General features: G+C 57.2%; 14 protein-coding genes. 7 read left to right on the top strand and 7 right to left on the bottom strand.

The features are described 5' to 3' along the window. Positions 1-239: 239 nt before the first annotated feature. The 5 genes from FGU71_RS01275 to FGU71_RS01255 all read right to left on the bottom strand — a co-directional run bounded on the left by FGU71_RS01275 (position 240) and on the right by FGU71_RS01255 (position 4,427). Positions 240-1,433: a CCA tRNA nucleotidyltransferase gene (locus tag FGU71_RS01275; protein ID WP_142786891.1), complete on the bottom strand. Its 1,194-nt coding sequence runs from the start codon at positions 1,431-1,433 to the stop codon at positions 240-242. Next, a complete protein-coding gene (locus FGU71_RS01270) occupies positions 1,430-2,026 on the bottom strand; it encodes a CoA pyrophosphatase (RefSeq protein WP_142786890.1) in 597 nt (198 codons plus the stop codon). Before FGU71_RS01270 ends, FGU71_RS01275 begins: the two co-directional genes overlap by 4 nt. A 4-nt stretch (positions 2,027-2,030) precedes the next feature. Continuing rightward, positions 2,031-2,591, bottom strand: a complete 561-nt coding sequence (locus tag FGU71_RS01265; RefSeq protein ID WP_142786889.1) for a DUF1285 domain-containing protein — start codon at positions 2,589-2,591, stop codon at positions 2,031-2,033. A gap of 72 nt (positions 2,592-2,663) precedes the next feature. Continuing rightward, the gene (locus tag FGU71_RS01260) at positions 2,664-3,221 is read right to left on the bottom strand and encodes a GNAT family N-acetyltransferase (protein ID WP_142786888.1); all 558 of its coding nucleotides are present in this window, start codon (positions 3,219-3,221) and stop codon (positions 2,664-2,666) included. 45 nt (positions 3,222-3,266) lie between these two features. Continuing rightward, positions 3,267-4,427: a PQQ-dependent sugar dehydrogenase gene (locus tag FGU71_RS01255; protein WP_142786887.1), complete on the bottom strand. Its 1,161-nt coding sequence runs from the start codon at positions 4,425-4,427 to the stop codon at positions 3,267-3,269. Here FGU71_RS01255 and FGU71_RS01250 point away from each other — a divergent pair. The 7 genes from FGU71_RS01250 (at position 4,426) to FGU71_RS01220 (ending at position 11,876) form a co-directional block, all read left to right on the top strand. Continuing rightward, positions 4,426-5,046, top strand: a complete 621-nt coding sequence (locus tag FGU71_RS01250) for a ribonuclease HII (RefSeq protein WP_142786886.1) — start codon at positions 4,426-4,428, stop codon at positions 5,044-5,046. The genes FGU71_RS01255 and FGU71_RS01250 overlap by 2 nt on opposite strands. A gap of 30 nt (positions 5,047-5,076) precedes the next feature. After that, the gene (locus FGU71_RS01245) at positions 5,077-6,000 is read left to right on the top strand and encodes a calcium/sodium antiporter (RefSeq protein ID WP_142786885.1); all 924 of its coding nucleotides are present in this window, start codon (positions 5,077-5,079) and stop codon (positions 5,998-6,000) included. Between the two features lie 218 nt (positions 6,001-6,218). Further along, positions 6,219-7,376, top strand: a complete 1,158-nt coding sequence (locus FGU71_RS01240; protein WP_407644388.1) for a site-specific DNA-methyltransferase — start codon at positions 6,219-6,221, stop codon at positions 7,374-7,376. Between the two features lie 164 nt (positions 7,377-7,540). After that, the gene (locus tag FGU71_RS01235; protein WP_142786884.1) at positions 7,541-8,326 is read left to right on the top strand and encodes an outer membrane protein; all 786 of its coding nucleotides are present in this window, start codon (positions 7,541-7,543) and stop codon (positions 8,324-8,326) included. Positions 8,327-8,476: 150 nt separating this feature from the next. Further along, positions 8,477-9,592, top strand: coding sequence for a dihydropteroate synthase (gene folP, locus FGU71_RS01230; RefSeq protein ID WP_142786883.1), 1,116 nt, complete (start codon positions 8,477-8,479; stop codon positions 9,590-9,592). 126 nt (positions 9,593-9,718) lie between these two features. Next, positions 9,719-10,489, top strand: coding sequence for an outer membrane protein (locus FGU71_RS01225; protein ID WP_142786882.1), 771 nt, complete (start codon positions 9,719-9,721; stop codon positions 10,487-10,489). 145 nt (positions 10,490-10,634) lie between these two features. Further along, on the top strand, positions 10,635-11,876 hold the full coding sequence (locus FGU71_RS01220; RefSeq protein ID WP_142786881.1) for an alkaline phosphatase D family protein: 1,242 nt from the start codon (positions 10,635-10,637) through the stop codon (positions 11,874-11,876). 3 nt (positions 11,877-11,879) lie between these two features. Here FGU71_RS01220 and FGU71_RS01215 read toward each other — a convergent pair whose 3' ends face one another. Both FGU71_RS01215 and FGU71_RS01210 read right to left on the bottom strand, forming a co-directional pair. Next, positions 11,880-12,638 (bottom strand): SDR family NAD(P)-dependent oxidoreductase, encoded by a 759-nt coding sequence (locus FGU71_RS01215; protein WP_142786880.1) that lies wholly within the window; start codon positions 12,636-12,638, stop codon positions 11,880-11,882. A 32-nt stretch (positions 12,639-12,670) separates the two neighbouring features. Continuing rightward, positions 12,671-14,131, bottom strand: coding sequence for a sigma-54-dependent transcriptional regulator (locus FGU71_RS01210; RefSeq protein ID WP_234035748.1), 1,461 nt, complete (start codon positions 14,129-14,131; stop codon positions 12,671-12,673). Between the last annotated feature and the right edge of the window lie 9 nt (positions 14,132-14,140).

Here is a 14,140-nt window from a genome sequence, read left to right as displayed (position 1 = left end):
ATCTCTTCAGGTGGCCGCCGCAAGGGAGAGGGCAGCGCACGCAAACAAGGCGTAGGGTCCAAAGTTGAACCAGCATTTCAACGCCAAAAGCGGTGGATGCGCGCACCGGACCAATGTCCGAGGCGCATAAGGGTTCCCTTTTCCAAGGGACGATCACGACGGGACCGCCTGACCGATTTGATTTCTATGACAAACCGCGCCTGAAGGAAGGCTTAATCACGCCATCAATTTTCGCGCCTTCAGTTACCGCTCAGCTCTTCGGCCAGGATTTGTTGGACCCGTTGATCATCAGGAAATCCCTCGGCAACCCAGCGTTTTTCGACTGTTTGGAGAATCCGCGCGACTTCGGGACCTGCCGCGACCCCGCGTTGAACGATCTCGCCACCTTTTAAAGGCAGGTTGGGCGCTTTCCAGTCACGGATGACGGTGGCATCGACGCCCGCGATCAAAAGCCGATGGACGGCGATCTGCGACCCTTCGTTGTAAGCCAGCGCTTTCGGGCTTTCGGCGTCGTTTGTTAATCGCGCCGCGACCCCGACCAATACCCCGCGCTGCGCCCGTGACATCCGCAGCCGCGCAGCGACATCCGCTGCCACTTCGGGCGAGGGCGGGAGGAGCGCTGCCAAGCGCCGCAAGGGGTCCGGCGCAAAGCCTTGCGTCGCTTCATTTGCAATCAGCTCGCGCATGATTTCAACCTGGCGAAGCCCTGTCTCCGGCAGGATTACGCGCAAAATGGCCCGATTGAACATTCGTTCTACAGTTTCGCCGGGATCTGGCAGCGCCAGCAATTTGAGCAATTCATCGGCGACCCGCTCACGGCTTAAACCTTTCAGCGTTCCCGCCAGCTCGGCGCAAGCATCCTCAGCCTCGATATCCAGCTCTGCGCCAAACCGGGCCTGAAACCGGAAATACCGCAAGATCCGCAAGTGGTCCTCTGCGATCCGTTCGCGGGCATCGCCGATAAAGCGCACACGCCGAGCGATCAGATCATCGAGCCCGCCAAAATAGTCTGAAATTTCGAGTGTTTCGGGATGAGCATACAGCGCGTTGATCGTGAAATCGCGCCGCGATGCGTCCTCGCGCCAGTCGCTTGCGAATGAAACCGTTGCGCGCCTTCCATCGGTGGAAACATCATGGCGCAATGTGGTGATTTCAACCGGGCCATCTTCCAAAACGGCGGTGATTGTTCCGTGGTCGATTCCGGTCGGGACCGTGCGAATACCCGCAAGTGCACAGCGATCCATAACTTCATCAGGAAGGTGAGTGGTGGCACAGTCTACATCATGAACGTCCGCGCCCAGCAAAGTGTCGCGGACCGCGCCTCCGACCCATCGGATATTGTCCGGTCCAAGCACTTGGGTGAGTGTCCGCAAACCGGCCCGCCGGGGCCATGATGCCGCCGCCAAATTGCCAGTAAAGTCTGAAGCGGTCATTTTAATCGCTCACAATCAATGCGCCGCGCAAGATTCGCGAGGATTGCTGCGGTTACGCCCCAAATTCTGAAACCTTCGTAATCCATTTCGAGATATCGACGGTTCGCCCCTTTCCAGAACACTTCATTGACGTTCCAGTTACCCGGTTCCAGCAACAGCGCAAGCGGCGCCTCGAACCATGCCTCAACTTCCATGGGATTGGGCACCAGCGGCAGATCCGGCGGAATAACTGCCAGAACCGGTGTGACCGCAAAACCGGTGCCGGTTTGATACAGATCGCTTGTCCCGATCACACGCACATGTTCGCGCGGTAAAGAGAGCTCCTCTTCGGCTTCACGGACGGCAGCGGTAATGGCGTCTTCACCCGGATCAAGTTTGCCGCCGGGAAATGCGACCTGACCCGGATGGTCACGCATGGCGTTCGGTCGCTGGGTCAGGATAATTCCCGGCTGGTCACGGTCAGTCACCGCGATCAGAACGGCGGCCGGTGTTGACCGGCCATCGGCAAAATGCGCATCGGACAGCAGATCGGGAATGTCACGGCTGTGACCATCCTCAAACGCTGCAGAAAGTTGGCTGAAGAGGGCTGACATTCGCTCAGGGTATCAAAGAGAAAATCGAGCCCTGGCTGGTCACCATTAGGCCTTTGGTCAAATCATCGCCGCTCGTCTCAATCGCGATTTGTACCAATTGTTCGTAAGTGGACCGATTGAGTCGCGCCTCACATCCATGGCGGACATGAACATATATCGCCGGTGTTTCGGGATCACCGGCGGCTCGGATCGCATGTTCCGCCCCGGCGACGATCAGATCATCGGTATTCAGCCGGAATGCGATCTCTCCGTCGCGCAGCACGCAATCAACCGCAGTAAAGGCCGCATCGTCCACTTCGATGCTGAGTTTCTCGAATGGAGTGACCAACCAATGCTGGGCGGCATCATCACGGATTAACAGGCCGGAAAATGCGCGCACCATCGCCGGACGGCGGATCGGATCACCTTCATGAAACCATGATCCATCGGCCGCGATACGCATGTCGCTGTCGCCGATTTGCTTGGGCGACCAGTCTTTAACCGGCGGCAATTGGCGCCGTTCAACCTGTTCTGCGATCTGGGCCAGTGTGAGTTCGGCAAGGTAGGGGGGTGGTTCGTAAGGCATAATCAGATAACGCGATGCCAGAACCGCGCGTTCCCGAAAAGAGCGCGCTCCACTTTAGTCGCCGCCGGTCACTTAACCCTTGCCCGCGATACCGCCTTCGGGGTTCCAGGGTCCAAGCACGCCCTCGGCTGGCATCGCGGATAAAGCTGCGCCGCGCGCCAGCAGGCGATTTTGTTCATAGGGTCCAGGGCAACGCCATCCGCCAGTGGCATTGGGCGTAAAGCCCCAGCGGCTGTAATATTCGGCATCGCCGATCAAAACCTGCGGGAACGTGGGCGATCCGTTTGCTGTCATGCGGGCTTCTGCATCCAGCATGGCGGCCATCAATCCCATGCCAAACCCTTCGCCTTGGCGTTCGGGCAGCACCGCAACCGGTCCAACCATAATCAGCGGCACAGCCCGCGCATCATTGTCGATCAGCGCGATAGGCCAGCACTGGATCGTACCCACCAGCAAATCGTCTTCATCCAGCGCGGCAAAGCTTAACGCATCGAGCCATTCCATCCCGGCCCGGATACGATATGCTGTGCGCGCATGGCGATCAGGGCCGAATGCACGATCAAGCAATTCCTCGATCATTTCAGGTTCGGCCGCTGAAAGCGGAATCAAAGTTGCAGTGTTAACGCTCATAAGCTGCGGCGCTTAAAGGGTTTGGCCGCATCTTCCCAACAAGTTTTACTGGGGGGTCAGTTTAAGGATTCTACCCTCTGATCCATCTTCGGCTACCCAGATGCTCCCATCGGGTGATTGATCGATTGAGCGCAAACGATTGTCAAACGCATAGCGCCCGGTCTCGGTTGCTTTGTCGCCGTCGATCGAAACCCGCACGATGGCCTGGCTGCTGAGACCAGCGATCAAAGCATCGCCCCGCCACGCTTCGAACATGTCGCCGGAATAAAAGATCATATCGCCCGGCGCGATCACCGGGGTCCAGTGAATGGCCGGTTTGGTAAAGCCGTCATCGGCGCTGTGATCGGTGATCGGGTCGCCATTGTAATGATTGCCATAAGACCGCGTGGGCCAGCCGTAATTGGCACCTGCTTCGACAAGGTTCAATTCATCTCCGCCTGCCGGGCCATGCTCCAGATCCCACAACCGGCCTTCGGCATCCCAATCCATCCCAAGGATGTTGCGATGACCGTATGACCAGATTTCTGCAGTTACGCCGCCTTTGTCCGCCATCGGGTTGCCTGCGGCGGGCGTCCCGTCGAGATTGAGGCGTACAATAGTCCCGAGTGTGTTCGATGTGTCCTGCGCAGGCTCAAGTTTTTGCCGGTCGCCGCTGGCGATGAACATGTATTGCTCGTCCGGCGAAAAAGTGATCCGGTGCGAATAATGGCCTTTGCCTGTGACTTTCGGCGCCTGACGCCAGATCACTTCGAGCCCTTCGACAGCGCAAGCGTCGGTATCTTCGTTGCAGTTTAACGTTCCGCGTCCAACGGCGGCGCCGCGGGTGTCGCCTTCGCCTGCTTCGGCCCAGCTCAAAAAGATTGTGCGGCCACCCTCGCGGCCTGCCTCGGATGCGAGAAATGCGACGTCACCCAGTCCGCCTTGTCCACCGTAATCGACTTCGGGAACGCCGCTGACGATGGTCACTTCGCCGCTTTTGGTCTTCATGAGCTTGAGCGTGCCCGCTTTCTCGGTAATCGCGAGAGTTTCGGTGCCCGGAATAAATTCGATCGCCCATGGACGGTCAAACTCACCCTTTGGCTCCACGGCAAAAGATGTTTCGGTTTCGGTGGTTTCCGGACTGTCCCCGGTTTCGGCATTCGCACAGCTTGCGAGCGCGAAGGTGGAGAGCGAGAGTGCGAGTGGAAGTTTGGAAAAGTTGGTCATGAGTTTGATAACTCCCAAAATTGGAAACGGTGCCCGTGAAAAAATCATCGGCGTTGACGAGGCAGGCCGCGGGCCGCTGGCGGGGCCTGTTGTCGCTGCCGCAGTCATGTTGGGAAGCGATGTACCCAAAGGGTTAGACGATTCCAAGAAACTATCGGCCAAACGGCGCGCTGTGCTCGACCAGGAAATCCGCGAAAGCTGCGAATGGGCCGTTGCGGTGGTCGGCCCGGAAGAGATCGACCGGATCAATATTTTCATGGCGACAATGGAGGCAATGACGCGGTGTGTCGCGGACCTGTCGGCCAGGACTGCCGGGGAATGCTTTATCTTGATCGACGGGAACATGACGCCGCAGGGACGGTGTCACCAATGGCGTTGGCCCGCACGGGCGATTGTCGGCGGTGACGGGATCGAGCCTGCGATCAGCGCGGCCTCCATTATTGCCAAGGAATGGCGTGATCGATTGATGATCGAAGCCGCGGAAATCCATCCGCATTATGGTTGGGATCGCAACAAAGGTTATGGCACGGCAGAGCACATGAGAGCGCTTAAAGAATTCGGGCCGACGCCGCTGCATCGGCAAAGTTTTGCGCCGGTTGCGCAAGCAAACCTTTTGTAAGGTCTGCGGAAACAACCTAAGCGCTGCGGCATGTTGAACGCGATTCTTGTCAGTCTTGCCGGCCTTGTCGGTCTTGCCGTTGGCGGCGAATTGCTGGTGCGCGGGGCCGTGGGCATTGCCCAGAAGCTTGGCGTATCGACGCTTTTCACAGGGCTCGTGATTGTCGGATTTGCGACGTCGATGCCCGAAATGGTCGCCAGTTTGCAGGCGGCACTGGCTGGATCGCCCGAAATTGCGTGGGGCAATATTGTCGGGTCGAACATTGCCAACACCCTGCTAATTCTGGGTATTTCTGCGCTGGTAACGCCGATTGTGCTGATCGGGACGGGAAGGCGCGACGCCGTTGTTGCGTTGAGCGTTACGGTCGTTTTGTGGGCGTTGATTGCCTCGCAAATGGCGGGTCGCTGGATCGGCTTTGCGCTGCTCCTTGGCATTCTCGTTTATATCGTTTGGCGCTACCGCCATCCCGGCGCTGCGCCCGTAGATGATGTCGGCGATGAAGCGCCTAGCAAAGGCTGGGTTTCCGGCGTACTGTTTGTGGTCGGGCTTGGTATTTTGATCGCTGGCGGTAACGCGCTGGTCACCGGAGCGATCAGCCTGGCAACCATTTTTCAGGTGCCAGAAACGGTCATTGGCCTCACCGTCGTGGCCGTTGGCACATCATTGCCTGAATTGGCAGCGTCTATCGCCGCTGCATTGCGGGGCAAATCTGCGCTCGCAATCGGGAATGTGGTGGGGTCCAATATCTACAACATTCTGCTGATCGGGGGCGCAACGATGAGCATCGCTCCGCAAGCCATTCCGTTTGAATTGGCGGGTATCCAGATGGCCTTGCTCACGGCCAGCGCGCTCATGCTTCTGGCGCTTTTGTGGAAGGCGGAAAAGATTGGCCGCGTCCTTGGCGCGGTTCTGGTGACGGCCTTTGCAGCCAACATTGTGCTGGTTTTCAATTAAATCCGGGCTGCCGAGTCCTTCGCGCCACACCCCTCTATATCGAGTCCGGCGATACCCTGCGGACTCAATATCTTGTGCCGATCACCTTTCGTTCCGCGCTGCATGTCGTAATGTTTACGGCCTGTTAACCATGACTCTTCAGAATCTTTGCTTGACGGGTGTGCCGTGAGGACTCACCCTGTGGATAACTTTGAATTCAATTTACGGGGAAGTCTGTCGTGGGTGTCATCGAAACAACAAAGGTGCGTGCAAAGCGTGCCGTAAAGCCTTCTGAAGCGGACGTGCGGGCGCTCTTGCCGATCGGCAAAATCCTTGACGGTGACTGTATTGAGGCAATGCAATCCCTGCCTGACAATTCGATCGACTGCGTGTTTGCCGATCCACCTTACAATCTGCAACTGGGCGGTGATCTCAACCGGCCCGATGGCAGCGAAGTTGATGCCGTGACCGATCACTGGGACCAGTTTGACAGTTTTCGGGCCTATGACGATTTCACCCGTGCTTGGCTGACCGAAGCGCGCCGTGTTCTAAAACCCGATGGCGCTTTGTGGGTCATCGGCAGCTATCACAACATTTTCCGCGTTGGCGCGATCCTACAGGATCTGGGCTTCTGGATCCTTAACGATGTGGTCTGGCGCAAGACCAACCCGATGCCCAATTTCAAAGGCACCCGGTTTACCAACGCCCATGAGACTATGATCTGGGCGAGCCAAGGCGAAAAGGCGCGTTATCATTTTAACTACCGCGCGATGAAGACGCTGAATGACGAACTGCAAATGCGCAGTGATTGGGTCCTGCCCATCTGTTCGGGCAATGAACGCCTGAAAGAAAATGGCAAGAAAGCGCATCCGACCCAAAAGCCCGAAGCGCTTCTTTACCGAGTGCTGCTGGCCACCACTGAAAAAGGTGACGTGGTGCTCGACCCGTTCTTTGGCACGGGCACAACCGGCGCGGTTGCAAAACGTTTGGGCCGTGAATGGATCGGCTGCGAGCGCGAGGATTTTTACCGGGGTGTTGCGTATAAACGCATAGAGAAGGAACTTCCGCTGGACGAAAGCGCTCTGAAAACAATGCAGAGTAAAAAGTCCGCGCCCCGGGTCGCCTTTGGGACGCTTGTTGAAACCGGATTGATTGCGCCCGGCACAAAGGTGTTTGACAAAAAACGCCGCTGGGTCGCGATTGTCCGGGCCGATGGCTCGCTTGATTACAATGGACAGACAGGTTCGATCCACGGCCTTGGCAAAGACCTGCAAGAGGCACCAAGCTGCAATGGCTGGACATTCTGGCACTACGAGGCGGATGGGCCCGGTGGCAAAGAGGTGAAGCCTGTCGATGCGGCACGTCAATTGCACTTGCTCGCGAACGAAGACGGCTGACCGGCCACCGCTCGTCTTTCATACGGCACGAGTGCTGCGCCTTGGCGTTTTGCAAAAACCGTTTGTCTCAATAGTCTGAAACTCTGAGTATATTTCCTGATTATCCCCATTTCGCGGGCGCTTTACCCCTGTGCGCTCCGTGATTTGAGAAATGAGGAAATGCTATGATAAACCCATTGAAAAGCAGCGTTATCCCCGCAGCTGTGATCGCAATTGCGAGCCTCCCGACCGCGGCTCTGGCCGAAGGTCCCTATGTTAGCATCAGCGGCGGTGTCGCTCTTCCCGAAGACAGCACCAACAGCGGCGAATTTGATACGGCGGTGCCTGCAACCGAGGATTTTGGCGCAATTCCTGCGGGCACAGAACTCGGCTGGAACACTGAATTCGATACCGGCTTCGCTATCGCAGGTCAGCTCGGCTACGCTTTTGAAAATGGCTTTCGTGTCGAGGCTGAGGCGGCGTATTCCGAATACGGTGTGTCCACCCATTCGGGCCTGATTGTAGGCGGAACAAACATCGATTCAGTCGACGTTGCGATCCTGACCCGCGGCGCAGCCAATGCGGCAAATCCAACTGTCGGTGCGGTCATCGCCGACGGTCAAGGCCAGGTCTCTAACTTTGGCATCTTCGGCAATGTCTTTTACGATTTCGACACTGGCAGCGCGGTCAAACCATATATCGGCGCAGGCATAGGCTATCAGTGGGTCGATGTTGATTACAGCCCCTCTGGCGTGGCCGTTGGCGATGATACCGATGGCGTCTTTGCCTATCAGCTGATGGTCGGGGCAAGCGCTGAAATCACTGATGGTGTCGAATTGTTCGGCCAATACACCTGGCGCGACAGCACCGAAGACGCGGACATTGCTCTCTCTCTTGTGCCGGCAACCCTGGGCGTTGAATCGGCGCAATCAATTTTGTCGGCGGGTATCCGGTTCACCTTTGGCGGCTGACGCAGAGCAGACTGGTTAAACGATCGGGAAAAGGGCCGCGCCGCGATGCGCGGTCCTTTTTCATATGTGCAAACGCCGATGCATCATACTGTTCAGACCGGGCTGCGCTGCTAATGCTTATAGTCTCGATCTATCATCAGGCCTGAACCAATGACTGCATCTGTTTACATCCACCCCATCGCATTTGCATCTGGCCCGCAGGCTGAGGATGGCGCGGCGATCCGATTGGCCGGTTCGATGGTCTATGCCAGCCGCTTTGCGCTGGTACTGCGTGAAGGCGGCGCTGTGACCGATCGCCGGTTATTCGGTGCGCGCGGGCTCGATGAGGCTCTGAGCGGGCTTGATGATGGCCTCGCCGCCGAAGCGCAGCGCCAATGGGCGAACCTGCAAAAGGTGCATGCGCCGATTAAACTGGGCGAACGCACCATCCGCCTTGATCAGCCGCAAATCATGGGTGTGCTCAACGTAACCCCTGACAGTTTCAGCGATGGCGGCGAATTTCTGGAAAAGCCAGATGCTGGCCGCGCCCATGCCGCCGCCATGATCGAAGCAGGCGCTGCGATTATCGACATTGGCGGAGAAAGCACCCGCCCGGGCGCCGCTGCGACGTGGGAGGGGGATGAGAAAGACCGCGTTCTTCCTGCGGTTGAATACTGCGCCGAAATGGGCGCTGTGATCAGCGTGGATACCCGCCGGGCAGGCGTTCTAGAGGCTGCTTTGAACGCCGGCGCGCATATCGCGAATGATGTATCCGCGCTGCGCTATGATCCGCGCTCGCTTGAACTGGTCGCCAACATGCAATGCCCGGTCATTGTGATGCATGCGCCCGGCACTGGTGACGATTTACACGAAGGCGCCGAGTATCTCGATATCGTCAGCGACGTATTCGATTTCCTCAAATCAGCGCGTGAACGCGGCATTGCAGGCGGTATTGCCGAGGATCGCATAATCCTTGATCCGGGGATCGGGTTTGGCAAAACTCTGGCGGACAATCTTGCTCTGATTAACGCCTTGCCGCTGTTTCATGCGCTCGGCAGCCCGCTGCTTTTGGGCGTCAGCCGGAAACGGATGATTGGCGCGCTTTCGAAAGAAGAGGCCGCGCATGAGCGGCTTGGCGGGTCAATTTCCCTCGCGACAAAGGGGATGGACGCAGGCGTTCATCTTTTGCGTGTGCATGATGTTAAAGAGACCGTTCAGGCGCGCAATGTCTGGCGCGGAATGCGCGATAGCGCGCTTACCGATTTTGCGCAGTTACCGCAGTTTTAAAAAACTTTACCTGAATTGTAACGAACAATCGTGCTGCTGCGAATGTCCTTGTGACCCGCGCTGCACCCCCCCCTAAACCCCTGCTGGCGCGGGTCATCTTCATTCCCTGATCGACAAGAGGTATTTATGCCAGCCTATTTCCGTGCGCCCGCCAACCTGCTCATCCTTGGCTTCGTTGCCGCCATGCCTGCCGCTGCGATGGCGCAAGACGAGGATAAAGGCAGTGACGCCGGATTCTTTGTTGCGGTGAAAGCGGGTGTAACCTCGCCGACGGATGCGACGTTCGATGGTGTACAGGCACCCGAGGCCCCTTCGCCGGGATCCGCTGGCGCACCGGCGATTGTCGATGTCGAATTTGATGATGATTTCACCTTTGCGGGCGCTATCGGATACCGGTTTGGCACAAGGTTTCTGGGCATTTTTCAGCCGTCGATCGAACTGGAATATTCCAATGCCAGCGCAGATGTTTCCGGCGGTGCTTTAAATGGCGGCAACCAGACTTTTGCCGGCGATGCCGACATCAACACTTTTACTTTGAATTACCGGTCGGAAATTCGATGGTCCGACACACAGACTGTTGTTCCATTCACAGGCGGGGGAATCGGGATTGCAGATGTTGATTTGAACGCGGTCTATTTCCCCAATAATGGAATCGCCACCGCGCCGACTTTTGCCGCAACGGGAAGCGATAGCGGTCTTGTGCTGCACAGCAATGTCGGGCTCGGGTTCAAGCTGACCGATACTATCGAACTTGAAACCAGTATTCGCTATCAACGTGTCAGCGGTCTCGATTTTGAACGACGGTTTATTGCAGGCGGGAACGATGCCTTTAATGCCGATCTTGAAGGCCGGTATGAAACCGTTTCAGGCTTTGCCGGCGTGCGCTACCGATTCTGATCACGCATTGCACATTTGCGGATGTTGAACTTTCAATCCCTTCCTTTGCGATGGCAAGGGAAGGGATTGGCGTTTGTGCAATCGTCGCGAATTCGTCATGGAGATCGCATAGCCTTAGTCAGTGATCGATTTCCGGAGTGAGTCCATGCGCCGTTTCCGCCTTTTTGCCACCTCAGCTGCTATTTCAGCAGCCGCAGTTTTCATCGCCGCGCCGCTTTCGGCAGATGACCACTCAGCAAAAGAGGGCAAAACGCAGCAAGCCCAAACGCATCAAAACATGCACATGGACATGCACGGGGATGGGCATGTGCCGATCTATGCCGAAGACCTGCTGGATGCGTATTACGCGAAACTGAAACCGCGCGTTGATCTGCCGGTTGCGCCTGCCAATGTCACATTGGCTTCCGATGCGACCATTACGCGCCTCGCTTTTGGCAGCTGCAACCATCAATCACGGTCGCAGCATATGTGGGCTCAGATTGCGGCCACCAATCCCGATCTTTTCCTGTTCATTGGTGATAACAATTATGGCGATCAGGGGTGGAGCGGGGATGCCGCGCTGACATCGCTTCGCAATGCTTATAAAACGCAGGCCGAAACGCCTGAACTGGCCGAATTTCGCGCGAAAATCCCGATGATGATCACATGGGACGATCATGATTACGGGTTCAATGATGGCGGCGCTAATTTCACGTTCCGCAAATGGTCGGAAACAATCTTTGAAACATTCTGGGGCGCATCCGAAGAGGTGCAATCCCGCCCCGGTATCTATGAAAGCCGGATGTTCGGAACTGATGGTAAAGTCACGCAGGTGATTATGCTGGATACCCGGTTTTTCCGCAGCGATCTTGAAACTATGGAATACACTCCCGAACGCCCGCCGCTGGGGCCGTACAAGCCAAGCAGCGACGCCTCGAAAACGATGCTGGGCAAGGCGCAATGGGAATGGTTGCAGCAGGAATTGGCGAAGCCTGCCGATTTGCGGGTTCTCGTCTCCTCAATTCAGGTGATCACCGACGCGCATAATTATGAAAGCTGGGAGGCTCTGCCGCTGCAGCGTGAACGGCTTTATGAAATGCTGGCCGCGCGCGAAGAAAGCGGTCTGGTCATGCTGTCAGGCGATCGTCATGCCGGCGGCATTTATGCCGACACACCCGAGGCGGCTGATGGCGAGAAATTGTGGGAGCTGACCAGCTCTTCGCTGAACTATTCGTTTTCCTCAACCGAACGCAACACCGCTCGCGAACCCGATCCGAAGCGTTTGACCGATTTCATCTCCGAAGAAAACTTTGGGCTGGTCGAGATCGATTGGTCGGCCAAGACATTCACGATGAGCATGCGCGGCAGCGAAGGCGAAGTTCGCGTATCCCAAACAGCGTCCTGGTAACGGCTAAAGCGTAAAACCGCCGTCAGATACAAGCACGTGCCCGGTCAGGTTCGACCCTGCGTCGGACAGCATATACAGGATATTGTCCGCAATCTCTTCGGAGGTTGCAAAACGGCCGAGCGGCGTGGTGCTTGCCATATTCTTGATGGTTGCATCACGCCCGGCGGTTTCGACGGAGCGTTTGAAATCGTCCGAACTTTCCCAGATCGCTGTGTCTACGCCGCCCGGAGCAATGGCATTGACGCGAATGTTATGGGGCGCGCCTTCCAGTGCGGCGATACGGGTCATGTGCGAGACGGCGGCTTTGGCTACACCATACGGGCCAATGCCCGCGATGGGTTTCAGGCCGGTGGAAGACGATGTGATTACCGCGCTGCCACCATTTTCCTTCATAGCGCGCATGGCGCTGCGCATCGTGAGAAATACCCCGTCAAGGTTGACGTCCATTACACGGCGCCATTCTGCAAAATCGAGCGCGGCAATCTGTCCGTGCCCGCCAACTCCTGCGTTCGCGATTGCATGATCCAGCCCGGCAAGCTGCGGCTCCAATTGATCCCAAAGCGTTTCTTCAGCGACGCTGCCGATGACATGCACCGTCTCACAATCGAGATCCAGCGCATCCAGTCCGCTTTCATTCACATCAACAAGGAACAGTTTTTTGGCGCCTCGCGCTGCCAGCGCTTTGGCGCAAGCGGCACCGATGCCGGACCCGGCCCCTGTGACAAGAGCGGTGCGGTCTTTGAAATCTTGAATGGTTTGCATGTACGAACCGCTAGGCGGATCATACTTGGCGATCAAGCGGCGTTGTCGATCCCGAGATCGGAAAGCTTGCGATACAATGTCGAACGACCGATGCCGAGCCTGCGCGCGACCTCTGTCATGCGACCGCGATAATGGCCGATTGCAAGCCGGATGACATCGGCTTCAATCTCTTCGAGCGGGCGCAAATTGCCGTCTTCGGTGTATAGCATCACGCCCACGCCTTCATGCGCGCTTGAGAGAGGATCGTTTTCAATCTCGCCAAGCATTTCCAATAGCTGCGGAAAGCTGTCGGCCGAAAGCGTCTGACCTTCGCAATAAACAGCCGCCCGGAACAAAACGGATTGCAGCTGCCGAACATTCCCAGGCCAATCATAAGCAGAAAGCAGGGTGAGGGCGCTTTCGGACACGGAAAGGTGTTGCAGGCCGGGCTGTTCCCCGATCCGGCCAAGGAAATGGCGGGCAAGGGCAGGGATGTCTCCAGTGCGCTCTCGTAGAGGCGGCAAAGTGATCCGGGTGGAGCTGAGTTTTTCAGCAAGGCTGGCATCAAAATGGCCTGCCTCTACCAACACGGGCAAACTGATATTGGTGGCACACATGATGCGCACATCGACACGGAAACCGTGTGCCGCGCCCACAGGCCGGACAATCCCGCTCACGAAAACCTCGGCGAGCCTGGATTGCAGCTCCGGTGTCAGGCGATCAATTTCGTCCAGCACCAAAGTGCCGCCATCGCAGTGCTGCAACGCACCGATCTGGCGATCAAATGCTCCTGGGAAGGCATTCGGTTCGTGCCCGAACAGGACCGATTCAATCGAATTGGGAGGAACGGCGGCGACATTGATAATGCGCAGCGGTTCTTTTGAACGAGGGCTGGCGGCATGCATGGCGCGCATCAGCATCTCTTTACCAGTGCCGGATTCGCCTTCGATCACGGTATGGCTATGGCCGCGCGCGGCCTTTGCCGCCTGAGCCAGAGCGGTGCGGAATTTGGGCGCCGTGCCGATCATCGCGTCGAAATCGAGGCTGGCTGACATTTTTTCTGTCAGCGGTGCCAACTCATCGCGCGGACTTTCGCGCGTGGTGACGCTTCGCAAAGCTTCCATCAAGCGGTCGGGTGAAACTGGTTTGACCAAATAATCGCTGGCACCGGCACGCATGGCTTCCACCGCCAAAAGCGGTGATGCGCTGGTGGTGAGCATAAGAATCGGCAGCGCGGGACGGCGACTTTTCAGCTCGGCGATCAAAGAGCAGGCATCATCGCCCGGCACCCACTGATCCAGCAGAATTGCCGATAACTGCATACCTTCGCGCGTGCCGAGCATCGCAATCGCTGTTTCGGGATCAGGCGCCACAATTGTTCGCCATCCATCACGCGCCGCAATGGCAGAGATCAAACGGCTTTGCGCCGGTTCATCATCAATCAGCATAACCAGACGCATCGCATCGCGGTCTGCGTGCTGGTCATCCGGCTGCGCCTCTAGGTGCGAATCCATGTCAGACAT

Source organism: Erythrobacter insulae, from assembly GCF_007004095.1.
Taxonomy (GTDB): Bacteria; Pseudomonadota; Alphaproteobacteria; order Sphingomonadales; family Sphingomonadaceae; genus Erythrobacter; species Erythrobacter insulae.
Note: the sequence above shows the minus strand (reverse complement) of the source record. Positions and strands in the feature narration are given on the sequence as shown.

Coding starts and splice junctions, on each gene's coding strand:
- FGU71_RS01270 (WP_142786890.1), bottom strand. CDS start 2,026: ATGTCAGCCCTCTTCAGCCAACTTTCTGCAGCGTTTGAGGATGGTCAC.
- FGU71_RS01250 (WP_142786886.1), top strand. CDS start 4,426: ATGAGTTTGATAACTCCCAAAATTGGAAACGGTGCCCGTGAAAAAATC.
- FGU71_RS01275 (WP_142786891.1), bottom strand. CDS start 1,433: ATGACCGCTTCAGACTTTACTGGCAATTTGGCGGCGGCATCATGGCCC.
- FGU71_RS01245 (WP_142786885.1), top strand. CDS start 5,077: ATGTTGAACGCGATTCTTGTCAGTCTTGCCGGCCTTGTCGGTCTTGCC.
- FGU71_RS01260 (WP_142786888.1), bottom strand. CDS start 3,221: ATGAGCGTTAACACTGCAACTTTGATTCCGCTTTCAGCGGCCGAACCT.
- FGU71_RS01255 (WP_142786887.1), bottom strand. CDS start 4,427: ATGACCAACTTTTCCAAACTTCCACTCGCACTCTCGCTCTCCACCTTC.
- FGU71_RS01225 (WP_142786882.1), top strand. CDS start 9,719: ATGCCAGCCTATTTCCGTGCGCCCGCCAACCTGCTCATCCTTGGCTTC.
- FGU71_RS01215 (WP_142786880.1), bottom strand. CDS start 12,638: ATGCAAACCATTCAAGATTTCAAAGACCGCACCGCTCTTGTCACAGGG.
- FGU71_RS01235 (WP_142786884.1), top strand. CDS start 7,541: ATGATAAACCCATTGAAAAGCAGCGTTATCCCCGCAGCTGTGATCGCA.
- FGU71_RS01265 (WP_142786889.1), bottom strand. CDS start 2,591: ATGCCTTACGAACCACCCCCCTACCTTGCCGAACTCACACTGGCCCAG.
- FGU71_RS01210 (WP_234035748.1), bottom strand. CDS start 14,131: ATGGATTCGCACCTAGAGGCGCAGCCGGATGACCAGCACGCAGACCGC.
- folP (WP_142786883.1), top strand. CDS start 8,477: ATGACTGCATCTGTTTACATCCACCCCATCGCATTTGCATCTGGCCCG.
- FGU71_RS01220 (WP_142786881.1), top strand. CDS start 10,635: ATGCGCCGTTTCCGCCTTTTTGCCACCTCAGCTGCTATTTCAGCAGCC.